We start from the raw sequence: 23,669 nt of genomic DNA, 5'->3' as shown, positions 1-23,669 counted from the left end.
ATCAATTTGTTCCATGGCTATCGCTCACATCGCCCTCACGGGGTGAGGACGGCAAGCAACACCATTTCAAATAAAAAACGGTGTCAACAAACTTGGCACACTATTGAGTTCTCAAACAACGAACACCCCACCAGCTACCCCCAGCCCAAACAACCAGGATCACTACAATGAAGCTTCTGTGTCATCCGTTCGTTTTGGTATCCCAGAACGTCGTGGCGACACGAGAAGACTCTACACGGATTCCTGAGACGGGCAAAATCGGACCCTCCCACAGCTCGCGCAGCGCCCGACCGCCCACCTTCCCCGAGATTCCGCGAATTTTTGACCCAACACCCGGCCGGGCGCCACCCATTCACCGCCGAAAAGTACCCGATTCACCCCGAAATGTGAGGCAGGTCACTGGAATCTTCCAGTTCGTGCCGCGAGGAGCGGCGACCGCAGGCTTCGGGCAGCGCGAGCCGGGCACTCCGCACATCACGCGCGGCTCACCGGAGCGCGCGGCCGGCTACCGCGCCTTCCCCTGGTGTCCCGTCCTCCCGACCGTCGCTCCCCCACAACGCAAGAAGGGCGGCCCACCGATGAGTGGGCCGCCCTTCTTGCATCCCCTCTCAGAGGAGCCCCGCCGGCAGCGGCGGTGGAGCCAGGAACTGTCCCGGCTCCGGCGTGGATCAGACGCCGGCCTGGCCGCGCTTGCGGGAGATCTCGTAGAGCGTGATGCCCACGGCCATCGAGGCGTTGAGCGACTCCATGGCGGAGTCGATCGGGATGGAGACGATCTGGTCGCAGTTCTCGGAGACCAGGCGGGAGAGGCCCTTGCCCTCGGAACCCACCACCACGATGACCGGCTCGGTCGCCAGCTCGAGGCCCGGCAGCAGCACGTCGCCGCCGCCGTCCAGGCCCAGCACGTAGTAGCCCTGGGTCTTGGCGGTCTTCAGAACGGAGTTCAGGTTCGTGGCGCGCGTGACCGGCACGCGAGCGGCGGCACCGGCGGAGGTCTTCCACGCGGTGGCGGTCACGCCGGCGGCGCGGCGCTCGGGGATCACCACGGCCTGCGCGCCAAAGGCGGAGGCCGAGCGGATGATGGCGCCGAGGTTGCGGGGATCGGTGATGCCGTCCAGCGCAATGACGAGCGGCGGGTGGGCTAGGTGACCGGCCTTGTACTGACCGGCCAGGCGCTGCAGCGTGTCGGCTGAGTCCTCGTACTCGTACGGCGGCACCTGCAGGACGACGCCCTGGTGCACCGACTCGTCGGTCATGCGGTCAAGCTCGAGGCGGCTCTGCTCCAGCAGCGGGATGCGGCGCTCGGCGGCGATCTTCAGGATGTCACGCACGCGGTCATCGGTCTCGAGGCGCGTGGCCAGGTGCAGGGCCTTCGCCGGGATGTCGGCGCGCAGCGCCTCCAGCACGGAGTTGCGGCCGGACACGTATTCCTCGGCGCGCTTGTTGCGGCCGGTGTGGCGCTTGGGGGCCACGCCGCCGCCGGGACGCTTGGCCTCGGCGCGCTCCTTGAGCATCTTGGCGCGGTGGGCCTTGTGGTAAACGCGATCCTCGGCCTTGGGCGTGGGGCCCTTGCCTTCCAACGCCTTGCGGCCGAGCCCGCCCGTGCCCTTGAGGGGACCCTTCTTGTTGCGTGGTGCCTTCTTGGGGGCGGACATGCCTGACCTCTCGTCGGTAAATCTGCGCGCCGGTGGGCGCGGCACCAGTCTACGCAAGCCGACGCGCCTTGCGGCGGCGCACGTGTTCCGCGTCACGACAGCGTGCTGTCAAGTCGCTGAGTCGCAGACACAGCACGACGTCGGGCACCACAACCTCCCCCGCATGCGCAAAGGGTGTTTGGCGCGAGTAAAACTCGCGCCAAACACCCTTTGCGCATGCACGGCTGGGAAGGCCGCTCCGGCGGGGCGCTCAGTCGCGCTTGAGCGACCAGCTGGCGCCCTGGGCGCCGTCGGCCACCTCAATCCCGGCGGCCGCGAGCTCGTCGCGGATCGCGTCGGAGGCGCCCCAGTCCTTGGCGGCGCGGGCGGCCGAGCGGGCCTCGAGGCGCGCCTGGATCAGCACGTCCAGCGCCGTCTGCGTCGCGGCGTCCGCCTCGGCACCGCCCGCGGGCAGCTCACCGAGGCCGAGCACCTCGAGCATGGCCTCCACCGCGGTGACGGCCTGCGCCGCCGCCTCAGCATCGCCCGCGTCCACGGCCGCGTTTCCGGAGCGCACGGTCTCGTGCAGCACGGCCAGGGCCGCGGGCACATTGAGGTCGTCGTCCATCGCCGCGCCGAAGGCCTCGGGAACGGTGCCGCCAACAAAGCCGAAGTCGCCGTCCTCGGGAAGCACGAGGGCCCAGGCGCGCTCGCGGAAGCGATCGATGCGTTCCACGGCCGCCCCGGCCTCCGCGAGCGAGGAGGGCGAGTAGTCGAGCTGCGAGCGGTAGTGCGCCTGGCCCAGGAAGTAGCGGACCACACGAGCCGGCGCCACCGCCAGCATCTCCTCGGGGGAGATCGTGTTGCCGATGGACTTGGACATCTTCTCGCCCTCGTACGTGACGAGGCCGTTGTGCATCCAGAAGGTCGCGAAGGCGTCGCCCGCCGCCGTGGATTGGGCCAGCTCGTTCTCGTGGTGCGGGAAGCGCAGGTCAAGGCCGCCGCCGTGGATGTCGAACGCGGCGCCAAGGTACTTGTGCGCCATGGCGGAGCACTCGAGGTGCCAGCCCGGGCGGCCGCGGCCCCACGGGCTCGGCCACGAGGCGGTCTCCGGCTCGGAGGCCTTCTGCCCCTTCCACAGCGCAAAGTCACGCATGTCGCGCTTGCCGCGGGGATCGGCGTCGGCCGCGTCCATCATGTCGTCAACATGCTGGTTGGTCAGGTCGCCGTACGCGTCGTAGGAACGCACGTCGAAGTACACGTCGCCCGAGTCGTCCAAGGCCGGGTAGGCGTGGCCGGCGTCGATGAGGCGCTGGATCAGCTCGTGCATCTCGGTGATGTGGCCCGTGGCGCGCGGCTCGTAGGTGGGCGCCAGCACGCCGAGCGCGGCGTAGGCCGCGTGGAAGGCCTGCTCGAAGCGGTACGACAGCGCAAACCACGGCTCGTCGGCGTGGTAATCCGGGCCCAGCGAGGCCGGGTCCTCATAGGAGAGGCGAGACTTCTCGAGGATCTTGTCGTCGATGTCCGTCACGTTGCGCACCACCGTGACCTCGAGCCCGCGGTGCGTCAGCCAGCGGCGCACGAGGTCGAAAGCGACGGCCGAGCGGACGTGGCCCACGTGGGGCATACCCTGCGTCGTGGCGCCGCAGTAGTAGAGCCCCGCCTTGCCGGGCTCGAGCGGCTCGAAGTCGCGCAGTTGCTGGGTGCGGGTGTCGTAGAAACGCAGGCTCACGCGCCCAACGTTAGTGCAGGTGGGCAAGGGGGGCGAGACGCTCGGCGGCCTGCCCGACGGCGTGGGGCCGGTTTTACGGTCCCCCGCACGACGGCGTGGGGCCTGCTTAGCGGGCCGGGCGCAGGAGCGCGACGGCGCGAGCCGAGATCCCGGCCCCCTCGCCCTCGAAGCCCAGGCCGTCGCTCGTCGTCGCAATGACGGAGACGGGGGCGCCGGCGACGGCGCTCAGCGCCGCGTCGGCCTCGGCCCGGCGAGGGGAGAACTTGGGCCGGTTGCCCACGAACTGCACGCTGATGTTCTCGATCTCGAAGCCCGCCTCGCGCACGAGGCGGCAGGCCTCCCCCAGCAGGCGGGCGCCGGAGGCCCCGGCGTACTCGGGCCGCGAGGTGCCGAAGTGCGTGCCGAGGTCGCCGATGCCGGCGGCGGAGAAGAGCGCATCGCAGGCGGCGTGGGCCACGGCGTCGCCGTCGGAGTGCCCGGACAGCCCGCGCTCCCCCGGCCAGTGCAGCCCGGCCAGCCACAGCTCGGTGCCCTCGTCCTCGCTGAAGGCGTGGACGTCGATGCCCAGGCCGATCCTCGGGCCGCCGGGCGCCGCAGCCGGCGCCTCCACGTCGAAGACCTCGTCCGGCCCGGGGCGCAGCTCGGCCAGCAGGCGCTCAGCGCGCTCCAGGTCGCGCGGATGGGTGATCTTGAAGGCGCGTTCCTCACCTTCCACGACCTGCACGATCGCGCCGGCGGCCTCCATGAGCCCGGCGTCGTCGCTCACGTCGCCTCCCGCCGCGGAGGCGTGGGCGCGGCGCAGGAGCGAGGCATCGAAGCCCTGGGGCGTCTGCACTGCGCGCAGCCGCGAGCGCTCGGGCGTCGAGGTCACGCGGCCCTGGCGGTCGACGAGCTTGATGGTGTCCACGACGGCGAGCCCCGGCACCACGGCCACGGCGCCGGCGGCTAGGGCCCCGGCCACGCGCTCAAACTGGGCGGTCGAGGTCAGTGAACGCGCGGCGTCGTGCACCAGAACGCGCCGCGCCTCGGGGACGGCCGCCAGGCCGGCCGCGACGGAGGCCTGGCGGGTCTCCCCGCCCTGCACGCCGATCACGTTCACGCCGGGCCTGGCCGCGGCGGCGACGGTCGCGTCGAGCCGGTCGTCGCCCGGGGGCGTCACGACCACCACGGTCGCCGCGAGCGCGGGGTCAACGGCCACGTCGAGCGCGTGGGCGAGCAGGGGCCGACCGGCCAGCGGCACGAGGGCCTTGGGCGCGCCGGCGCCGAGGCGGGTTCCCTGGCCGGCCGCCACCACGATGATCGCGGTGCGGGCGGCGGACGAGGTGCTGGCGGGCTGCGGAGTACTCACGCCTCCCAGCCTACGCACCGCCCGGCGCCCCGCGCTCTCAGCGAGGCGCACGCAAAGGGGCCCGCACCGAGCGAATCGGTGCGGGCCTCCTCGATGACTGCGTGGGCGGTGCCTACTTGGTCGCGAGGACCTCGTCCAGCACGGCCCCGGCCTCGTCCTCTTCGAGCTTCTTGGCCAGGGCCAGCTCGGAGATGAGGATCTGGCGCGCCTTGGCCAGCATGCGCTTCTCGCCCGCGGACAGGCCGCGGTCGTTCTCGCGGCGCCACAGATCGCGGACGACCTCGGCCACCTTGTTCACGTCGCCGGAAGCCAGCTTCTCCAGGTTCGCCTTGTAACGGCGGGACCAGTTGGTGGGCTCCTCCACGTGCTCGGCGCGCAGCACCTCAAACACGTGGTCAAGACCCTCCTGGCCCACCACATCGCGCACGCCGACCAGGTCGACGTTTTCTGCGGGGACCTCGATCGTCAGATCGCCCTGGGCGACCCGAAGCTTGAGGTACATCTTCTCCTCGCCACGGATGGTGCGCATCTTGATCTCTTCGATCATTGCGGCACCATGGTGGGGGTAGACGACCGTCTCTCCAACCTCAAAAACCATGTGGATAATCCCCTTTCCAGACCACCCAGTTTAGCATGCGGGGCCGCGCAGGACGAGGGGTGAGCCGCCGGCACCCACTGCGCCCATCGCGAAACGCGCCGCGCACGGCGCCGCGCAACCGTGTCAACGATCGGCCCGCGCGTTGACTACACTGTGTAGAAGATCGGTGTCCACTCGCACCCAAGCGCGCCCGGACCCGAGACCCCGTCGTCCACTCTCGAGGAGCGATCGAAGTGAAGAAGTACCGCGCCCGTCAGGCTGCCGCCGCCGCAGCACTGGCCGTCCTGGCCCTTGGCGCGTCCGGTTGTGGCGCCATCAACGATCAGGCCACCACCATCCACTACGACGCCTCCGACGGCATCGGCATCTGGGGCACCGAGGTGCAGGTGCGCAACCTCATGCTCGTGACCAACGGCGCTGACAAGCCCGCGCGCTTCATCGGCCAGGTCTCCAACGAGTCCGCCAAGGACTCGACGCTGAGCATCAAGGCCGGCGAGAAGACCATCGAGCTGCCGGTCAAGGCCAAGTCCAGCGTCAACCTGCAGGACGAGCAGTTCGCCGAGCAGTTCACCATCCCGGGCTCCGGCGCCGACGCCGGCCTGGACAAGACCACCAACCCGGGCCTGAACTTCAAGGTCTCCATCACCACGGGCAACGACGCGGCCAAGTCCGTCAACGTCCCGGTCGTGGACGGCACCCTGAAGGAGTACGCCCAGTACGTCCCGGGCGGCTTCGACGAGTCCAACGCCGAGCACCTCAAGCCGAGCGAGGCCGCCGAGTCTCACTGACTCGCCCCGCACAGCGTAGCGAAGGGCTCCCCACCGTCACGGTGGGGAGCCCTTCGCTGTGTGGTGATCGCGGCGCGTTGGACGGGCCGCCGCGCGCTGGAGCGGGCCGCCGCCGCTGGGGCGGGCCGCCGCCGCTGGGGCGGCCTCCAACGCCCGACGGCGGCTCCTCGCCTCCCGCTGGGAGGTGAGCAGCCGCCGTCGAACACTGGGAAAAGGGGGCGTCAGCCCTCGAACTTGTAGCCCAGGCCGCGCACCGTCACGAGGTGCGCGGGGCGGGCCGGATCCGACTCGATCTTGGAGCGCAGGCGCTTGACGTGCACGTCGAGCGTCTTGGTGTCCCCCACGTAGTCGGAGCCCCACACGCGGTCGATGAGCTGGCCGCGGGTCATGACGCGGCCGGCGTTGCGCAGCAGCATCTCCAGCAGCTCGAACTCCTTCAGGGGCAGCGCCACGCGCTCCCCCGAGACCGTGACGACGTGGCGCTCCACGTCCATGCGGACCGGGCCGGCCTCCACGGTGGCGCTCACCAACTCCTCCGGCTCGCCCTGGCGGCGCAGCACGGCGCGGATGCGCGCCACGAGCTCGCGGGCCGAGTACGGCTTGGTGACGTAGTCGTCGGCGCCCAGCTCGAGGCCCACGACCTTGTCGATCTCCGAGTCCTTCGCCGTCAGCATGATGACGGGGACGTTGGAGCGGGCCCTGACCTGGCGGCACACCTCGGTGCCCGGCAGGCCCGGCAGCATGAGGTCGAGCAGCACTAGATCGGCGCCGTGCAGATCGAAATGCCGCACGGCCTCCTCCCCGTCCGCCACCACGTCCACGTCGAAGCCCTCGCGCTGCAGCAGGTACTGCAGCGGATCGCTCAGGGACTCTTCGTCCTCCACGACCAGGATGCGTGTCAACGTTGCTCACTTTCCCCGGCGGCGACGCCGCCGGCCCTCGATGCGACGACCTCGCGGTCGTCCTCCCGCTCCTCGATCTCGGGGAGACGGACGGTAAAGGTGGATCCCTGACCCGGCTGGGACCACAGCGTGACCTCGCCGCCATGGTTGGCGACGACGTGCTTGACGATGCTCAGGCCGAGGCCCGTGCCGCCGGTGGCGCGCGCCCGGGCGGCGTCCACGCGGTAGAAGCGCTCGAACACGCGCTCCTGCTCGTCCGGGGCGATGCCCGGCCCCTGGTCGGTCACGGAGACCGTGACCAGGCCGTCGCGCCGGCGCAGCCCCACGCCGACCGTGGTGTCGGCCGGTGAGTAGCGGATCGCGTTGTCGATGAGATTGCGGAAGGCCGTCATGAGCAGGTCGCCGTCGCCGTAGACCCAAGCCTCCTCGGCGCCGCCGACGCCCACGCGGACGTTGCGCTCTCCCGCGATGATCGAGGTCCGGTCCACCGCCTCGTCCAGGAGCTGGCGCACATCGACCGGCTTGCCCTTGACCACCACGTCGGTGCCCTGCAGGCGGGAGAGCTCGATGATGCCCTGCACCAGGGCGGCGAGGCGCTTGGATTCCTTCTCCAGGCGGCCCGCGAAGCGGTGGACGGCGGTGGGATCCTCCGCCGCGTCGTCGATCGCCTCGGCCAGGAGCGACACGGCGCCGACGGGCGTCTTGAGCTCGTGGGAGACGTTGGCAACGAAGTCGTTGCGCATGGCTGCCGTGCGGGTGAACTCCGTGCGGTCATCGGCCAGGAGCAGGATGTGTTCCCCGCCCAGCGGCGCGGCGCGCACGTGCACCACGATGGACCCCTGGCCCACGGGGCCGCGGGCGAGGTCGAACTCGCCCTCCTCGATCACCCCGTCCGCGCGCACGCGGCGCACGAGCTGCGAGAGCTCCTGATGCACCAGGGAGTGCCCGCGCACGAGCCCGTACGCGTAGGCGGAGGGGTTGGCCCTCACGACGCCGTCCACATCGTCCACGAGGACGAAGGCCCGACCGATGACGGAGAGCACGTCGGCGGCGCCGGCGGGCAGCTCCGGCTCGTCGTCGGGCAGGGAAAGCACCCGGCCCGCGCGGGCGTGGCGGTACGCGGCAAGCCCGGCGACGCCCAGGGCGAGGCCGACGACGCCGGCCACCACGGCCGTGATCAGATGCAGGTCCACGTTCGCTAGCCTAACCAGCCCCGCAAGGGGCTTTTGGCCCGAGATGACGCCGCAGAGCGCTCGTTCACCTGATGTTCACCCAGCCCCTTCCTTTGCTTCACCTCCGACTGTGAGAGTTGTTCACGCCGGACGGGCGTGTGCCCGGATTCGGCGCCGCTGACAACGAAAGGACGCGCGCGTGCGCAAGGTTTTTCAGGCCGAGTTGCAGACCATTGGTGAGGATCTCGCGGAGATGACGTCGCTCGTGGCCGATGCCTTCGAGCGCGCTTGGGAGTCGTTCACGACGGCCGACACCGAGCTGGCGCAGGAGGTCATCGCCGCGGATGCCCGCATCGACTTCAAGCAGAACCAGCTCGACGAGCGCGCCATCGACGTGCTCGCGCTGCAGGGACCCGTCGCCTCCGATCTGCGCATGATCGTTGGTTCCCTGCGCATGTCCGCCTCGCTGGAGCGCATGGGCGATCTCGCCCGTCACCTGGCGCAGCTGACGCGCCTGCGCTTCCCGGATCCGGTCGTCCCGGCGTCCGTGCTGCCGACCTTCTCGGAGATGGCCCGCCTGGACCTGACCATCGCCCGGGACCTGGGCGAGCTGCTGGAGACCCGCGACCTCGCGGTGGCCCGCCGCATCATCGAGTCGAACAATCAGATCGACGAGCTGCACGCCTCGATCTTCCGCATCGTCGCCACCCCCGAGTGGAACGAGACGGCGCCGACCACGGCGGACACCACGCTGACGAGCCGCTACCTGGAGCGCTTCGGCGATCACGGCGTCTCCGTGGCCCGCAAGATCACCTACCTCGTCACGGGCGAGTGGGAGCCGGGCCTGAACCTGGACCTGCCGATCGACTGATCGCGTCCTAGAACGCTAGCGACGCCACGAGGGCGGCTCCCCTGTTGGGGGGAGCCGCCCTCGTGGCGTTGTGCTGTGGTCCGAAAACCAGCGCCCTTCGGTGCCGCGTGCGGACCGACTGGTCAGTACGCGGACAAGGTAGGAAGGCTGGTGGGCCCGGGTGCGGTGCCCGACGGCGGGTGGTCACCACCCGCCGTCGGGCACCTGGATCAGGCCTTGCCCTGGTTGGCGACGGCGGCGGCGTTGGCCGCGGCGGCCTCCGGATCCAGGTAGCGACCACCCGGCACGGTGGGCTGGAAGTTCTCGTCCAGCTCGTACACGAGCGGGATGCCCGTGGGGATGTTCAGCGCGGCGATGTCCTCGTCGGAGATGCCGTCCAGGTGCTTCACCAGGGCGCGCAGCGAGTTGCCGTGGGCCGTGACCAGGACCGTCTTGCCCTGGCGCAGGTCTTCCTTGATGGAGCCCTCCCAGTACGGGAGCATGCGCTCGAGCACGTCCTTGAGGCACTCGGTGCGCGGGGCGTCCTCGCCGAGCGCCGCGTAGCGCGGGTCGCCGATCTGCGAGTACTGATCGTCGTCGGCCAGGGCCGGCGGCGGCACATCGTAGGAGCGGCGCCAGACCATGAACTGGTCCTCGCCGAACTCGTCGCGGACCTGGGTCTTGTCCTTGCCCTGCAGGGCGCCGTAGTGGCGCTCGTTCAGGCGCCAGCTGCGATCCACCGGGATCCACAGGCGGTCGGCCTCCTCCAGCGCCAGGTTGGCGGTGAGGATGGCGCGGGACAGCAGGGAGGTGTGCAGGACGTCGGGCAGCAGGCCGGACTCGCGCAGCATGGCGCCGCCGCGGCGGGCCTCCTCGCGGCCCTGCTCCGTCAGCTTCACGTCCACCCAACCGGTGAACAGGTTCTTCTGGTTCCATTCGCTCTGGCCGTGGCGGAGCAGGATCAGCGTGTGGGTCATGCCCCCAGTCTATTCAGTGCGCCGCCGCCCCGGGGCCCACGTGACGCGCCACTAGACTGTCCCTCGTGGTGCACAAGGCGAAGGGTTTCAGCGCGTCGGCGCGAGGCCCCCAGGGCAACCCCACGCGCGGCACCACCCACACCCAGCGCATGCGCCGCGTGGACCGCTGGCTCCTCGCCTCCCACGCCTCCGCGCTGCGGCACGGTTCGCCGCTGTTGGTGGATCTGGGCTTCGGCGCCGCGCCCGTCACGACCGTTGAGCTCTTCGAGCGGGTGCGCGCCCTCAACCCGCGCGCCAGGGTCACGGGTCTCGAGATCGATCCCGAACGCGTGCGCGAGGCCTCCCGCGCCGCCCGCGAGGGCCTGAGCTTCGCCCACGGCGGCTTCGAGGTGCCCACGGCCGAGCGTCCCGCCGTGATCCGTCTCTTCAATGTCCTGCGCCAGTACCAAGAGGCCGACGTGCCGGAGATCTGGGAACGGCTCACCTCCCGCCTGGCTCCCGGCGGCCTCGTCGTGGAGGGAACCTGCGACGAGCTCGGGCGCCGCGCCGCCTGGGTGGGCCTGGACGCCTCCGGCCCGCGCACCCTCACCCTCGCAACGCAGCTCGCCTCGCTCGAGGCGCCCTCCGATCTGGCCGAGCGCCTGCCCAAGGCGCTCATCCACCGCAACGTCCCCGGCGAAAGGGTGCACGCCCTCTTCAAGGCCATGGACGCCGAGTGGGCGGCCTCCACCGCCGTGGCCCCCTTCGGCCTGCGCCAGCGATGGCGCTTCATGGCCGCCCGCCTGAAGGCGGCCGGATGGGCCGTGCTCGACGACGATCACCGCTGGCGGCAGGGCGAGCTCACCTTCGCGTGGGAGGCCGTGGCGCCCTGAAAGGGGGCGCCCGCACACCAGGCAACCACCCGCCGTCGTGCAACCTTCAAGCAACGTACGAGGGGCCGCACCGTGCCCGGTGCGGCCCCTCGCGGGTGTCTTCGGTGAGGCGCGGGCCTCCGCGGCTCAGTACCAGCTGCTCCCCTTGCCGGAGACGGCCGGCTTGACGTCGGCCAGGTAGACGCCGGCGCCCACGGCGGCGGCGATCATGAAGATGGAACTCGGCGACATGAAGATGACGCCGACCGCCGAGACGATCGCGGCGACGCCCGTGATGCCCATCCAGGCCGGCTTGCTCAGCTTGCCCATGGCCGGGAAGTTCGCGGCCGGGCGGCGCAGGCAATCGACCAGGGCCCACACGCTGATCACGGCAACCACCACGCCGGCAGCCATGTAGAGCCAGAAGCTGGCGATCTGAGCAATCATCATGCCGTCAGTCTAGTCAGGCCGCGCCCGCGGTCCCGGCGGCGGCGCGCAGGCCCCGCTGCAGATCCGCCCAGAGATCCTCCACGTGCTCGATGCCGATGCTCAGGCGCACGAGGCTCACCGGCACGGCCTCCGGCTCGCCCGGGTGGCGACGGCGGCGCTCCACGAGCGACTCGACGCCGCCCAGGCTCGTGGCCGGGGTGAACAGATCGAGCCCGCGGACAAAGCGCACCGCCGCGTCCTCGCCGCCCTCGAACTCGATGGAGATCACGGCGCCGAAGCCGCTCATCTGGGCCGCGGCGCGCGCGTGATGCGGGTGAGAGGCCAGGCCCGGATACCGCACGCGGGACAGCGCCGACTCGGCCTCGAGCCGGGCCGCGAGCTCGGCGGCGCTCGCCTCGGCGCGATCCAGGCGCAGGGCCATGGTGCGCAGGCCGCGCAGGGCCAGCCACGCCTCGAAGGGGCCGGGCACCGAGCCGGCGAGGGTGCGGCGCCCGGCCAGCCTGGTCCGCAGGGCGCCGTCGGCGACGACCACGAGACCCATGAGCACATCGGAGTGGCCAGCGATGAACTTCGTGGCGGAGTGAACCACCACGTCGGCGCCCAGCTCCAGCGGGCGCTGACGCAGCGGGGTGCTGAAGGTGTTGTCCACCACCACGAGCACGCCGTGCTGCTTGGCGGCCGCGACCAGCGCGGGGACGTCGGCGACGTCGAGGAGCGGGTTGGTGGGCGACTCGAGCCACAGCAGATCCGCGCCGGGCAGGGCCGCGATGACGTCCTCCGTGTTGGCGGGATCCACCTCGCGCACGCTCAGGGCGCCGTCCTCGGCCAGGGTGCGGGCCAGCCCCACCGTTCCGTTGTAGGCCGAGGCGGGGACCACCACCGTGCCGCCGATCGGCACGAGCGAGAAGGCGGCGCTCACGGCCGCCATGCCGGAGGCGTAGGCCAGGGCCGGATGATCCGAACCCTCCAGCTCGGCGACGGCCTCCTCGAGCGGCTCCCAGCTCGGGTTCGTGTACCGCGCATAGACCCGATCCCCCGGAGCTGGAGCCCCGTCCCCCACGAACGTGGACGAGAGAACAATGGGCGGATTCAGTGGCGCATCCGCGTTTCGCTCGGGGCGGCACAGGGCCACGACGACCGTACTCGGGTGCAGGGAGGAAGAGTCGGCAGAGCTCATGCGCACAGCCTAGGACCGCCGCTAGCGCGCGGGGTGGCCCGTTACGCTGGGGAGGTGAGTTCTTTCCCGCCTGCCACCCCCACCGCCCCCGAGTCGGGCCCCGGTCTCTTCGTGACCTTCGAGGGCGGCGACGGCTCAGGCAAGTCCACGCAGGCCGCGCGCCTGACCACGGCCCTCGTGAGCGCCGGTGAGCGCGTGGTGCGCACCCGCGAGCCCGGCGGCACCCCGCTCGCAGAGACGCTGCGCTCCCTGGTCTTGGAGCACGGGCATGGCCCCATCGACGCCCGCACCGAGGCGCTGCTCTACGCGACGGCCCGCGCCTCCCACGTGGACCAGGTCATCCGCCCGGCCCTGCGCCGCGGCGACGTGGTGGTCTGCGATCGCTTCGTCGACTCCTCGCTCGCCTATCAGGGCTTCGGCCGCGATCTGGGGCTGGACGAGGTCTCCGAGCTCAACCGCTTCGCGACCGGCGGGCTCTCCCCCGACCTGACCTTCCTGCTGGACATCTCCCCCGAGGACGGCCGGGCACGGCGCACCGCCGGGCGCCGCGACGAGGACCGCCTCGAATCCGAACCCGATGCGTGGCACGCCTCCATCCGCGAGGCCTTCTTGCAGCTCGCGGCCGCCGCGCCCGAGCGATTCGTGGTCATCGACGCGACCCTGTCCCAGGACGAGATCACCGCGCGGATCACCGACGCCGTCACCACGCTGCGCCGCACGCGCGCCGAGGCGGCGGCCGGGAGCGCCCGATGAGCGTCTGGGACGATCTGCCGGGGCAGGAGGGCACGGTCGCCACGCTCACCAAGACGGCCCAGCTGGGCAACCCCACGCATGCGTGGCTCTTCACCGGCCCGCCCGGCTCGGGCCGCAGCAACGCCGCGCGCGCCTTCGCCGCCGCGCTCGAATGCGAGGCGCCGGCCGAGCAGCCCCGCGGCTGCGGCGTATGCGAGGCCTGCCGGCTGGTGCTCGGCGGCGCCCACCCCGACGTCGCCATGATCAGCACCGAAAACGTCAGCTACGCCATCGCCGATGTGCGCGAGCTGATCGGCAAGGCACAAGACAAGCCCTCGCGCGGCGACTGGCGCATCATCGTCATCGAAGACGCAGACCGCATGACCGAGCGCACCACCAACGTGCTGCTCAAGGCCATCGAGGAGCCGCCGCCGCACACGGTCTGGATCCTGTGCGCGCCCTCCCCCGCCGACGTCCTCGTCACCATCCGCTCCCGCTGCCGCGGCGTGAGCCTGCGCGTGCCAGACACCGCCTCCGTCACCGAGCTGCTGGTGCGCCGCGACGGGCTGACGCCCGAGCAGGCGGCCTTTGCCGCGCGCGTCTCGCAGGGGCACATCGGCGTGGCCAGGCGCCTCGCCCGCGACGAGGGCGCCCGCACGCGCCGCGAGCAGGTCGTGGCGCTGCCGTTGCACCTGCCCACGCTTCCCGCCGCGATGGAGGCCGCCGCCCGCTTCCTCGAGCTCACCACGGCCGAGGCGGAGTCCGAGGCCTCCTCGCGTGAGCAGGCCGACGAGGCGCGGCTGCGCGCCCAGCTCGGCCTCGCGCCGGAGGAGGCCATCCCGCCGCAGCTGCGCAGCCACTTCAAGGGCCTCGCCGACGCCGCCAAGCGTCGCGCCCGCCGCGGCACCACGGACGCGATCGACCGCGCCCTGATCGACCTCACGACCTTCTTCCGCGACACGCTGACCCTGCAGCTCGGGACCGCGCAGGAGCTCGTGAACGAGCACCTCGGCGAGCCGCTGCGGCGCTACGCCGCCGGCACCTCCGCCGCGCACTCCCTCGCCGCGATCGACGCCATCGCCGTGGCCCGCCGCCGCATCATCGGCAACGTGCAGGCGCTGCTGGCGCTCGAATCGCTCATGACCTCCCTCATCGCCTCGCCCCGTAACGGAGCCACCTCGTGACACCCCCGCGCTCAGCGTCCGCCCGTCCTTCCCGTGCCCCGCGCCGCCCGTTCCGGGCGCTCGCGGCCGGCCTGGCCGCCGTCGGGCTCTTGTTGGCCAGCTGCACGCTGCCCGGCACGTCCCAGCCCTCGGCGTCCGACGGCGCGGGGGACGCGGCAGCCACGCCCGCCCCGGCCGGGCTGGAGAGCTACTACGCGCAAAAGGTGACGTGGGAGGACTGCAACGGCGGCTTCGTGTGCGCCAGCGTCCAGGCACCCCTCGACTACGAGAAACCGGACGGCGAGCGGATCAAGCTCGCCCTCATCCGCGAGCGCGACGCCGTCCAGGGCCGCCAGTCCCTGGTCATCAACCCCGGCGGGCCCGGCGGCTCCGGCGTCTCCTACCTGCGCAACGGCGGCGCGTACTCCTTCGGCGAGGACGTCAGGAACGAGTACGCCGTGGTGGGCTTCGACCCGCGCGGCGTGGGCGAGTCCACTGCCGTCAAGTGCCTCAGCGGCAAGGAGAACGACCAGCGCCGCGCGGCCGCGTCCATCCCCGCCGACGAGGCCCAGGTGGGCGAGCTCCTCCAGGACTCCTCCGCCTACGCCAAGGCCTGCGAGGCCAACTCCCCCGCCGGCCTGCTGGGGCAGCTGGGCACCAAGAATGCAGCGCGCGACCTGGACATCATCCGCAACGCCTTGGGCGACGCGAAGCTGAACTACCTCGGCTACTCCTACGGAACCAAGCTCGGTGCCACCTTCGCGGAGCTCTTCCCCGCCACCGTGGGCCGGCTGGTGCTGGACGGGGCCATGGACCCCTCGCTCGACGCAGACGCCGTGGGCGGTGCCCAGGCCGAGGCCTTCGAGCGCGCGCTCGACCTGTTCCTGCAGGACTGCGTGGACGGCGGGGCCTGCCCCTTCCCGGGCACGGCGAGCGAGGCCCGCGCGGCGCTGACGCAGTGGGTGCACGGCCTCGAAGCCTCGCCCCTGGACCTGCAGGACGGGCGCGTGTTCACGGCCTTCGACGCCGTGCAGGCGATCCTGCTGGCGCTCTACGAGCCGCGCAACGCGCCGCGCGTGACGCAGGGGCTGGCCTCGGCGATCCAGGACGGCGACGCCACGGACCTCATGGCCCTCGCCGACCTCTCGAGCGACCGCGCCGAGGACGGCAGCTACTCCAACACGAACGACGCGTTCACCGCGATCAATTGCCAGGACTACTCGCACGGGGACGGCAATGCCGCCTCGATCCTCGCGCGCGGCAAGGAGTTCGAGAAGAAGGCGCCGTTCTTCGGCCGCTACATGGGCTACGACGACGCGTGCTCGCAGTGGCCCGCCGCCCAGACGGAGGCACCGGCCGCGATCAAGGGCTCGGCCGATCTGGCCCCGATCCTCATCGTGGGGACCACGGGCGATCCCGCGACCCCTTACGCCTGGTCCGAGGCGCTCTCGAAGCAGCTGCCGAACTCGCGCGTGCTCACGTGGGAGGGAGAGGGCCACACGGCCTACGGGCGCTCCAATCAGTGCGTCGCCGCGGCGGTTGACGCCTTCCTCGTGAAGGGGACGCTGCCGGAGTCCGGCGCGCGCTGCTGAGGGGCCGGGCGCCGCGTGGTGACCTCGTTTTGACCGAAGCGGTTTGCACCCGGTAAGGTTTTCTCCTGTGGCCGCAACGCCACAAACGGTGATCTTTTGACCACCGGCCTCCTTAGCTCAGTCGGTAGAGCGTTTCACTCGTAATGAAAAGGTCGCCAGTTCGATTCTGGCAGGGGGCTCCACTTCGAAGGCCCGGAACCGCATCGGTTCCGGGCCTTTCGCGTCCCTGGAGGCCCTGCTCCGCCCCCCACACACACCGCGTACTGACCAGTCGGTCCGGCCCTAGGCCACCGGGAGCAAAAAATCGGACCAGCCGCCGCGCGGTGAGCAGGAGGACGCTGCGCGCTGCCTGGTCCGATTTTCGCCTCAGTCGGGGCCCGCGAGCGGACCTACTGGTCAGTACGCGGACAAGGGGGAGGCACATGCCCGACGGCGCGGGGTCGGGTTGCGCCGTCCAGGCCCCGCGCCCCTCGGGCGCGGCCGCCCGGAAACAACCGGAAACACAAGGTCCGCGAACGGCTCACCGGGGTGAGCCATCCGCGGACCAGATGAGCCAGACGCGGACCACGTGGCCCGCGCACGGCGAGGATCAGGCGAAGTCGGCCTCGGCCGGGTCCGAGGCGATGCGGCCCTCGGCGCCCTTGTCCAGGCCGTCAACGAGCGCCAGGTCGGCGTCGGAGAGCGTCACGGCGAGGGACTCGTAGTTCTCCACGATGCGCGAAGGCGTGATCGACTTGGGGATCACCACGGAGCCGCGCTGGCGGTGCCATGCGAGGACGACCTGGGCCGGGGTGGCGCCGATGCGCGCACCGATCTCGGCGAGCACGGGCTCCTCCAGCAGGCCGGAGCCGTTGCCGAGCGGGGACCAGGACTCGTGCAGGATGCCCTTGTCGGCGCAGTAGGCGCGCAGCTCGTTCTGCGGGAAGTACGGGGGCGTCTCGATCTGCAGCATGGCGGGAGTGACGCCCGTGGCCTCGATCAGCTCGTCCAGGGTCTCGGCGGTGAAGTTACAGACGCCGATGGTCTTCACGCGGCCCTGCTTCTGCAGCTCGACGAGCGCCTTCCACGTGTCGACGTAGGTGCCGCGCTTGGGCTGGAGCCAGTGGATCAGGTAGCAATCGAGGGTCTCGAGGCCGAGCTTCTCCATGGAGACCTCGAAGGCGGCGAGGGTCTTCTCGTAGCCCTGCTCGGAGTTCCACACCTTGGTGGTCACGAAGATGTCCTCGCGGGCCACGTCGGTGGCGGCCAGGGCGCGGCCCACGCCGGCCTCGTTGCCGTAGATCGCGGCGGTATCGATGTGACGGTAGCCGGCGGCCAGCGCCTGCTGCACCACGTCCTCGGCCACGTCGTCCTTGACCTGCCACACGCCGTAGCCCAGCTGCGGGATCGTGTTTCCGTCGTTAAACGTCAGTTCGGGGGAAATGAGTTCGCTCATGCCCCCATCCTGTCACTGCCAGGCGTTCTCCGCCTCGGAGACCCTCGCCTCGACCGTATCGACGCGGCGCGCCACCGTGGCGAGCACGGCGGCGGGGTCGGACTCGAAGCGGGACATGGCTGCTGCCTGCGCCGCCGTGGCTGCATCGTTCGCCGCGCGGGAGAGGGCGCGGTGCACGGGTTCCACGGCGCCGGGGACGTCGGAACCGTCCACGGGGTGCTCGCGGTGCCCGCGGGCGCACACCGTGCGCACGCGATCCACGAGCTCACCGAGGCGGTCGGCCTGCGGCAGCAGCAAGGCGTAGAGCGCGTCGTCCTCCGTGCCCTCGAGCACCTGGTGGAAGCGGTCGATCGCCCGGCGGAAGCGGTCGTGGTCCACCCGCCAGAGGCCGAGCCCCAGCTCGCGGTCCTCGGAGCGAGAACCGCGCAGCGCAGAAAAGAGACCCATGCGCATTAGCCTACAGCCGCGTCACGAAAGGTCCGTGGCCGCAAGGCGACACGAGGCTCTCGCGCAACCACGCGGCGTCGGGCCTTCAACCACGCGCCCGACGCCGCGCGGTTCAGGAGAGCACGAAGCGCAGGGTCCGCACGGACAGGGGCGTGAGGCCGAGCCGCACGGCGCGGTCCTCGCCCACCGAGACGGCCTGCGGCGCGTCCTCGAGCAGCGAGACCTCGTGCACGGCGCTGAAGGGCACATCCAGGCGCACCTCGGCGGCGGCGTGGTGGCCCGTCGCCTCGTGCACGCGCACGATGAGGTCGCCGGAACGATCGGCGGCCGGCTTGACGGCGTCGAGCAGCACGCCCTCGCCGCTCACCGTGACGAGCGGCTCCACGGGGTGGGCGCCGCGCACCGCCCGACGCGGGGCGTTGAGCCCGTGGGCCAGCTCCGTGGCCGTGAGCTCGGTGCCGCCCAGCTGCAGCGCGTAGCGGTGCTCGTGGCGGCCCTGGTCCGTCTCGGGGTCCGGGTAGCGCGGGGCGCGCAGCACTGACAGGCGCAGGGTGGTGACCACGCCGGCGCCGTCCAGGACGTCGCGCGTGACGTCGAAGCCGTAGCTGGAGTCGTTGGCGAGGGCCACGGCGCCGTCGCGGTCCGGGACCATGACCCAGCGCTGCATGGAGGTCTCGAACTTCGCGTTCTCCCACGAGGTGTTCACGTGGGTGGGGCGGGAGGCGAAGCCGAACTGCGTCTCGGCGATCGACTCCTTGGCCCACACGGAGAGCGGGAAAGCGAGCTTGAGGAACTTCTCACGCTCGTTCCAGTCCGTCACCTGGTGCACGCGCACCGAGGTCTCGGACGGGCGCAGCGTGAAGGTCTGCGTCAGCTCCGAAGAACCGAAGCCCCGCCGCAGCTCCAGGCGCGCCTCGCCGTCCTCGACCCAGGCCCGCGGGCCCTGCACCTCCGCCAGGTCGGTGACGGTCTCGCGGTAGAAGCGGTCAACGTCCCAGGCGTCCCACTGGTTGGGGAAGTCCTGGTGCAGCTGGAAGAGGTTGCCCGGCCGTCCGGGCACGGCGTAGTCCCGGCCGCTGCGCAAGTCCACGGCGTGCACCAGCAGCCCGGCCGCGTCGAAGCCGAAGCTGACCTGCTCGTTCTCCAGGTACGTCACGCCGTCGGCCTCGCGCACGGAGGACGCGCTCGGGTCCTCCAGCGCCTCGGACACGGCGCCGGCGGCCACCCCGTCGGTGAGGAAGGAGGTGGGGTTGGCGCTCAGCTCCAGCTGCCCCTCCCCCACGAGCGCGCGCAGGGAGGCCTCGATGATGGCCTCCAGGCGCGCCGCGACGTCGGCGTAGGTCGCCACGGCCTCGCGGTGCACCCACGCGATTGAGGTGCCCGGCAGGATGTCGTGGAACTGGTGCGTCAGCACGATCCGCCACAGGGCCTGCAGCTCCTCGTGCGGGTACTCGAGACCCGCCCGGATCCACGCGGCGGTGGCCCACCACTCGGCCTCGACCAGCAGGTGCTCGCTGCGGCGGTTTCCGGCCTTGGTGTGGTGCTGGCTCGTCGTGACGGCGCGGTGCAGCTCGAGGTAGAGCTCCCCCACCCACACCGGCGCGTCCGGCACCTCGGCCGCGGTGCGCTCGAAGAACTCGTCCGGTGACTCCCAGCGCACCTTGGGCGCGCCGTCCAGGTCGCCGAGGCGCTTGACGCGTTCGAGCATCTCGCGCGTGGTGCCGCCGCCGCCGTCGCCCCAGCCCACGGGCGCGATGGAGCCGCTGGCCCGCCGCGCATCGCGGAACTGCCGCTCAGCGCGGGCGAGCTCGTCGCCCAGCAGCTGGGCGTTGTAGGTGTCCATGGGCGGGAAGTGCGTGAGCACCCGCGAGCCGTCGATCCCCTCCCAGAAGAAGGTGTGGTGCGGGAAGGTGTTGACCTGGTTCCAGGAGATCTTCTGGGTGAAGAACCATTCGAAGCCCGCGCGCCGGATGAGCTGCGGCAGCGCCGGCGAGTAGCCGAAGGAGTCCGGAAGCCAGACGCCGCGGGAGCGCTTGCCGAACTCCTCCTCGAAGAAGCGCTGCCCCTCGAGGAATTGGCGGACCATGGCCTCGCCGGAGGGCATGACGGTGTCGGACTCGACCCACATGCCGCCGAGCGGCTCGAAGCGGCCCGCGGCCACGGCCGCCTTGACGCGCGCGTAGACCTCGGGGCGGTGCTCCTTGAGCCAGGCGTACTGCTGGGCGCTGGACATGCCAAAGCGGAAGTCGGGGTCCAGCTCCAGGAGCGTGGTCATGCTCGACATGGTGCGGGCGACCTTGCGGATCGTCTCGCGCTGCGGCCAAAGCCACGCGGTGTCGATATGGGAGTGCCCGATCGCCGCGATGTGGTGGCGGACCTGGCCGCCGTGGGCCGAGAGCACGGGCGCGAGCTCCGCGCGCGCCGCCGCCGCCGTCCCCGCGATGTCGTCGAGGAGCAGCACGTTCAGGGCGTTGTCGATGCTCTCGAGCATGACGGCGCGCAGCGAACCAGCCGGCTGCTGTTCCTGCAGCTGCAGGAGCAGCTCGAGGTCCTCCACGAGCGCCGCGACCTCGGGCCGGCGCACGGCCAGCTCGGCGCGCACCAGGCGGTACAGCGGCGCCCGCGAGGCCGTGGCCAGGTCACCCTGCTGCGTGGGCAGGAAGGGGTGGCGTTCGAGCAGGATGGGGTTGGAGGCCGCCTCGAGGTACAGCTCCACCGAGCCACCCGGCCCTGCCTCGATGGGCACCCACTGGTTGCGCGGGTTCAGGGCCTTGAGCGGCGTCACGTCGGGGCGGTAGACGAGCGCCTCGCACTGGAAGCCCGGAGTGTCGGCATCGAAACCAAGGTCAACGACGCCCTCGTACTCGAGCCCCGCCCAGCCCTCCGGCACGGTGCCGCGCAGGCGGAACCAGGTGGTCCCCCACGCCGGGCCCCACGCCGATCCGAGCTCGAACGGCGCGTACTCGAGACCGGGCCCCAGCGCCGGTTCGATGGGTTCCCCGGGCAGTTCGGCGGCCTCCAGCGTGAGCTGAACACGCTCGCCGTAGATCTCCGGGCGGATGCGCTCGCCCAGCACCCGGCGCGCCCTCCCAGTGGTCAGATTGCTCTCGTCGTGCACGGTGGTCCCTTCGGAAACGCCCCAGCGATGCCCCTCATCACTCGGATGGACCAAACTACCGCGAAAGCGCAACGGGAGGGCCGCAACGCGACCCTCCCGCCGTTTTTTCTCACGCTGTTCAGCAGCAGCGACCCTCCGGATGGGCGTCCTGGTGCGCGTGATAGGCGCGCCAATATTCGCGCTCGCTCAGGGGTTCCGCGCCGGCGTGGTGGCGCGCATGAAACTCCAGGTAGCGGGCGTAGCGGTCGCCACCCAGCACGGAATTGAGGTAGCGCCCGACGCCGCGCAGGAGCGTGAGCGGGCCCCTCGCCTCCCGGCGCGGGGCCGGGGAGGCGGCGCTCACCGCTCCCCCTCGGCCCCGGCGCCGGAGCCGCCGGAACCGGACGCGCCGTCGCCCGAGCCCGAGCCCCGCCCGGCGGAAGCCGGGCCGTGCGCGGAGGCCGGGCTGCCGCCGTCGTGCGTCGACACGCCCGCCTTGTAGGCGGCCCACTCACCCTCGAGCTCGCGCTCGGCGGCGGAGGGAACCAGCCCCGCCGGCGCAAAGATCGCGGACGGGACAAACGGGTCCTCGGTCGTGTCGCCCTGCGGGCCGCGGAACTGGCGCAGCGTGACCACCACGGCGGTCGCCACGACCGTCAGGGTGAGCACGAGGAACACGATGGAGAGCGTGCCCTGGACCGTGGTGTTGCGGACCACGGCCTCCATGGCCGCAGTGTCCTTCGCGGCGCCGAAGCTGCTCTTGCCGTCGGCGAGGGCCTGGCGATAGGCCGCGTTCTGCGCCCAGTACCCGATGGAGGGAAGCGGCGAGAAGATCTTCTGCCAGGACGCGGCGGTCGTGACCACCACGGTGAAGGCGAGCGGCACGGCAACGATCCAGAGGTACTTGAGCTGGCCGCGCTTGGCCACGATCGCCATGACCACCGCGAGCGCGATCGCCGCGAGCAGCTGGTTGGAAACGCCGAAGAGCGGGAAGAAGGTGTTGATGCCGCCGAGCGGATCGGTCACGCCGAGGATCAGGATGTAGCCCCAGCCGGCCACCATGATGGCGGTGGCGATCCAGGAGCCGAGCTTCCACGAGGTGTCCTTGAACTTCGGGATGAAGTTGCCCACCGCGTCCTGGAGCATGAAGCGCGCCACGCGGGTGCCGGCGTCCACGGCCGTGAGGATGAAGAGCGCCTCGAACATGATGGCGAAGTGGTACCAGAAGCCCATCATGGCGGTGCCGCCGAACCACTGCTGCATGATGTGCGCGATGCCCACGGCCAGCGTGGGCGCGCCGCCCGTGCGGGAGACGATGCTGGATTCGCCCACGTTGGCGGCGAGGTCGGTGAGCTCCTGGCCCGTGACGTGCACGCCGGTCAGGCCGAGCGAGTTCACGAAGGCCACGGCACCCTCGACCGTGCCGCCCGTCGCGGCCACGGAGGAGTTCATGGCGAAGTAGATGCCGCGGTCGATCGAGAGCGCGGCCACGAGGGCCATGATCGCCACGAAGGACTCCATGAGCATGCCGCCGTAGCCGAGGAAGCGGGTCTGGCGCTCCTTCTCCACGAGCTTCGGCGTGGTGCCGGAGGAGATGAGGGCGTGGAAGCCGGAGAGGGCGCCGCACGCGATCGTCACGAAGAGGAACGGGAAGAGCTGGCCGGAGACCACCGGGCCGTCGTTGCGGAAGGCGAAGTCGGAGACCTTGGGCACCTCGAGGGTGGGGTGCACCACGAGGATCGCGATCGCCAGCAGGGCGATGACGCCGATCTTCATGAAGGTGGAGAGGTAGTCGCGCGGGGCCAGGAGCAGCCACACGGGCAGCACCGCGGCCACGAAGCCGTAGATGATGATGGCCCACGCGAGCGTGGTCTTGTTCAGGTGGAAGAACTCGGCGCCCCACGCGGACTCGGCGACCCAGCGGCCGGAGATGATCGCAAAGAGCAGCAGGACGAAGCCGATCACGGAGATCTCCATGACCTTGCCCGGGCGGATCCAGCGCAGGTAGACGCCCATGAAGAGCGCGATCGGGATGGTCAGGCCCACGGAGTAGACGCCCCATGCGGATTCGCCGAGGGAGTTGACCACCACGAGCGCCAGGATGGCGGTAATGATGATCATGATGAGGATCGTGGCGATGATCGCGGCCGTGCCGCCGATGACGCCCAGCTCCTCGCGGGCCATCTGGCCCAGGGAACGTCCGCCGCGGCGCATCGAGAAGAACATGACCAGGTAGTCCTGCACGGCGCCCGCGAGCACCACGCCCACGATGATCCAGATGGTGCCGGGCAGGTAGCCCATCTGGGCCGCCAGGATGGGGCCAACCAGCGGTCCGGCGCCGGCGATCGCCGCGAAGTGGTGCCCAAAGAGCACGCGGCGGTCGGTGGGCATGTAGTCCTGGCCGTTGTCCTTGACCTCGGCCGGGGTGGCGCGGAAGTCGTCGGGCTTGACCAGCTTGCGCTCGATGAACTTGGCGTAGAAGCGGTAGGCCACGAGGTAGGTGCACACCGCGGCAAAGACGAACCAGACGGCGTTGATGCTCTCGCCGCGGTTGAGCGCGAGGACCGACCAGGCCACGGCGCCGAGCAACGAGATCGCGACCCAGATCGCGATGCGCAGCGGCGTGCGGCGGCGCTCCTCGCGGTCAAGGACCTCTGAGTCCACGCCGGCGGGAGGCCGCCCGGCGGTGTGGGTGGATGCATGGGACATGCGGGTGTCCTCCTC

The 23,669-nt window shown here is 71.1% G+C and carries 20 protein-coding genes and 1 tRNA gene; 7 read left to right on the top strand and 14 right to left on the bottom strand.

Features of this window, described 5'->3' with window-relative positions; genetic code table 11:
* Positions 1-668: 668 nt before the first annotated feature.
* The 4 genes from rlmB to DWB68_RS10645 all read right to left on the bottom strand — a co-directional run bounded on the left by rlmB (position 669) and on the right by DWB68_RS10645 (position 5,312).
* Positions 669-1,655, bottom strand: coding sequence for a 23S rRNA (guanosine(2251)-2'-O)-methyltransferase RlmB (gene rlmB / locus DWB68_RS10660; RefSeq protein WP_119425117.1), 987 nt, complete (start codon positions 1,653-1,655; stop codon positions 669-671).
* A 250-nt stretch (positions 1,656-1,905) separates the two neighbouring features.
* Positions 1,906-3,366, bottom strand: coding sequence for a cysteine--tRNA ligase (cysS, locus tag DWB68_RS10655; RefSeq protein ID WP_119425116.1), 1,461 nt, complete (start codon positions 3,364-3,366; stop codon positions 1,906-1,908).
* A gap of 106 nt (positions 3,367-3,472) precedes the next feature.
* Positions 3,473-4,714, bottom strand: coding sequence for a 2-C-methyl-D-erythritol 4-phosphate cytidylyltransferase (gene ispD / locus DWB68_RS10650; protein WP_119425115.1), 1,242 nt, complete (start codon positions 4,712-4,714; stop codon positions 3,473-3,475).
* Positions 4,715-4,826: 112 nt separating this feature from the next.
* A complete protein-coding gene (locus tag DWB68_RS10645) occupies positions 4,827-5,312 on the bottom strand; it encodes a CarD family transcriptional regulator (protein ID WP_119425114.1) in 486 nt (161 codons plus the stop codon).
* 233 nt (positions 5,313-5,545) lie between these two features.
* Between DWB68_RS10645 and DWB68_RS10640 the strand changes: the two genes are divergently transcribed.
* Complete coding sequence (locus tag DWB68_RS10640) at positions 5,546-6,100, top strand: hypothetical protein (protein ID WP_119425113.1); 555 nt, start codon at positions 5,546-5,548, stop codon at positions 6,098-6,100.
* A 221-nt stretch (positions 6,101-6,321) separates the two neighbouring features.
* On the opposite strand, the gene DWB68_RS10635 is transcribed toward DWB68_RS10640, so the two are convergent.
* Positions 6,322-7,002 (bottom strand): response regulator transcription factor, encoded by a 681-nt coding sequence (locus tag DWB68_RS10635; protein WP_119425112.1) that lies wholly within the window; start codon positions 7,000-7,002, stop codon positions 6,322-6,324.
* The gene (locus DWB68_RS10630; RefSeq protein ID WP_119425125.1) at positions 6,999-8,183 is read right to left on the bottom strand and encodes a sensor histidine kinase; all 1,185 of its coding nucleotides are present in this window, start codon (positions 8,181-8,183) and stop codon (positions 6,999-7,001) included. The genes DWB68_RS10635 and DWB68_RS10630 overlap by 4 nt, the downstream gene beginning before the upstream one ends.
* A gap of 190 nt (positions 8,184-8,373) precedes the next feature.
* Between DWB68_RS10630 and phoU the strand changes: the two genes are divergently transcribed.
* The gene (gene phoU / locus DWB68_RS10625) at positions 8,374-9,045 is read left to right on the top strand and encodes a phosphate signaling complex protein PhoU (RefSeq protein WP_119425111.1); all 672 of its coding nucleotides are present in this window, start codon (positions 8,374-8,376) and stop codon (positions 9,043-9,045) included.
* Positions 9,046-9,254: 209 nt separating this feature from the next.
* On the opposite strand, the gene DWB68_RS10620 is transcribed toward phoU, so the two are convergent.
* Positions 9,255-10,001, bottom strand: a complete 747-nt coding sequence (locus DWB68_RS10620; protein WP_119425110.1) for a phosphoglyceromutase — start codon at positions 9,999-10,001, stop codon at positions 9,255-9,257.
* Between the two features lie 65 nt (positions 10,002-10,066).
* On the opposite strand from DWB68_RS10620, the gene DWB68_RS10615 reads away from it, so the two are divergent.
* A complete protein-coding gene (locus DWB68_RS10615) occupies positions 10,067-10,873 on the top strand; it encodes a class I SAM-dependent methyltransferase (RefSeq protein WP_199700434.1) in 807 nt (268 codons plus the stop codon).
* Between the two features lie 126 nt (positions 10,874-10,999).
* On the opposite strand, the gene DWB68_RS10610 is transcribed toward DWB68_RS10615, so the two are convergent.
* Together DWB68_RS10610 and DWB68_RS10605 are read right to left on the bottom strand one after the other, a co-directional pair.
* Entirely contained in the window at positions 11,000-11,302 is a 303-nt protein-coding gene (locus DWB68_RS10610) for a DUF2516 family protein (protein ID WP_199700433.1), read from the bottom strand.
* A 13-nt stretch (positions 11,303-11,315) separates the two neighbouring features.
* Positions 11,316-12,479, bottom strand: a complete 1,164-nt coding sequence (locus DWB68_RS10605) for a trans-sulfuration enzyme family protein (RefSeq protein WP_119425109.1) — start codon at positions 12,477-12,479, stop codon at positions 11,316-11,318.
* A 54-nt stretch (positions 12,480-12,533) separates the two neighbouring features.
* Between DWB68_RS10605 and tmk the strand changes: the two genes are divergently transcribed.
* The 4 genes from tmk (at position 12,534) to DWB68_RS10585 (ending at position 16,148) form a co-directional block, all read left to right on the top strand.
* Positions 12,534-13,232, top strand: coding sequence for a dTMP kinase (tmk, locus tag DWB68_RS10600; protein ID WP_119425122.1), 699 nt, complete (start codon positions 12,534-12,536; stop codon positions 13,230-13,232).
* Positions 13,229-14,395 (top strand): DNA polymerase III subunit delta', encoded by a 1,167-nt coding sequence (locus DWB68_RS10595; protein ID WP_119425108.1) that lies wholly within the window; start codon positions 13,229-13,231, stop codon positions 14,393-14,395. The genes tmk and DWB68_RS10595 overlap by 4 nt, the downstream gene beginning before the upstream one ends.
* Positions 14,392-15,966: an alpha/beta hydrolase gene (locus tag DWB68_RS10590; protein WP_119425107.1), complete on the top strand. Its 1,575-nt coding sequence runs from the start codon at positions 14,392-14,394 to the stop codon at positions 15,964-15,966. The genes DWB68_RS10595 and DWB68_RS10590 overlap by 4 nt, the downstream gene beginning before the upstream one ends.
* Before the next feature lie 106 nt (positions 15,967-16,072).
* Positions 16,073-16,148, top strand: a tRNA-Thr gene (locus tag DWB68_RS10585).
* Positions 16,149-16,555: 407 nt separating this feature from the next.
* On the opposite strand, the gene DWB68_RS10580 is transcribed toward DWB68_RS10585, so the two are convergent.
* From DWB68_RS10580 to DWB68_RS10560, 5 genes are all read right to left on the bottom strand, one after another.
* Complete coding sequence (locus DWB68_RS10580; RefSeq protein WP_119425106.1) at positions 16,556-17,401, bottom strand: aldo/keto reductase; 846 nt, start codon at positions 17,399-17,401, stop codon at positions 16,556-16,558.
* Positions 17,402-17,413: 12 nt separating this feature from the next.
* Positions 17,414-17,848 (bottom strand): hypothetical protein, encoded by a 435-nt coding sequence (locus DWB68_RS10575; RefSeq protein WP_119425105.1) that lies wholly within the window; start codon positions 17,846-17,848, stop codon positions 17,414-17,416.
* A gap of 112 nt (positions 17,849-17,960) precedes the next feature.
* A complete protein-coding gene (locus DWB68_RS10570; protein WP_119425104.1) occupies positions 17,961-20,966 on the bottom strand; it encodes an alpha-mannosidase in 3,006 nt (1,001 codons plus the stop codon).
* Between the two features lie 118 nt (positions 20,967-21,084).
* Entirely contained in the window at positions 21,085-21,309 is a 225-nt protein-coding gene (locus DWB68_RS10565; RefSeq protein ID WP_233548743.1) for a YbdD/YjiX family protein, read from the bottom strand.
* Entirely contained in the window at positions 21,306-23,654 is a 2,349-nt protein-coding gene (locus DWB68_RS10560; RefSeq protein ID WP_119425103.1) for a carbon starvation CstA family protein, read from the bottom strand. Before DWB68_RS10560 ends, DWB68_RS10565 begins: the two co-directional genes overlap by 4 nt.
* Between the last annotated feature and the right edge of the window lie 15 nt (positions 23,655-23,669).

Origin of the sequence: Galactobacter valiniphilus (assembly GCF_003575975.1) — a bacterium.
Classification (GTDB): domain Bacteria; phylum Actinomycetota; class Actinomycetes; order Actinomycetales; family Micrococcaceae; genus Galactobacter; species Galactobacter valiniphilus.
The sequence above is the reverse complement of the archived record's forward strand: the minus strand, read 5'-3'. Positions and strand labels throughout refer to the sequence as shown.

Bases quoted from the DNA above. Each gene is read 5' to 3' on its own strand.
- DWB68_RS10595 (WP_119425108.1), top strand. From the start codon at position 13,229: ATGAGCGTCTGGGACGATCTGCCGGGGCAGGAGGGCACGGTCGCCACG.
- DWB68_RS10575 (WP_119425105.1), bottom strand. From the start codon at position 17,848: ATGGGTCTCTTTTCTGCGCTGCGCGGTTCTCGCTCCGAGGACCGCGAG.
- rlmB (WP_119425117.1), bottom strand. From the start codon at position 1,655: ATGTCCGCCCCCAAGAAGGCACCACGCAACAAGAAGGGTCCCCTCAAG.
- DWB68_RS10620 (WP_119425110.1), bottom strand. From the start codon at position 10,001: ATGACCCACACGCTGATCCTGCTCCGCCACGGCCAGAGCGAATGGAAC.
- DWB68_RS10610 (WP_199700433.1), bottom strand. From the start codon at position 11,302: ATGATGATTGCTCAGATCGCCAGCTTCTGGCTCTACATGGCTGCCGGC.
- DWB68_RS10580 (WP_119425106.1), bottom strand. From the start codon at position 17,401: ATGAGCGAACTCATTTCCCCCGAACTGACGTTTAACGACGGAAACACG.
- DWB68_RS10605 (WP_119425109.1), bottom strand. From the start codon at position 12,479: ATGAGCTCTGCCGACTCTTCCTCCCTGCACCCGAGTACGGTCGTCGTG.
- DWB68_RS10645 (WP_119425114.1), bottom strand. From the start codon at position 5,312: ATGGTTTTTGAGGTTGGAGAGACGGTCGTCTACCCCCACCATGGTGCC.
- DWB68_RS10560 (WP_119425103.1), bottom strand. From the start codon at position 23,654: ATGTCCCATGCATCCACCCACACCGCCGGGCGGCCTCCCGCCGGCGTG.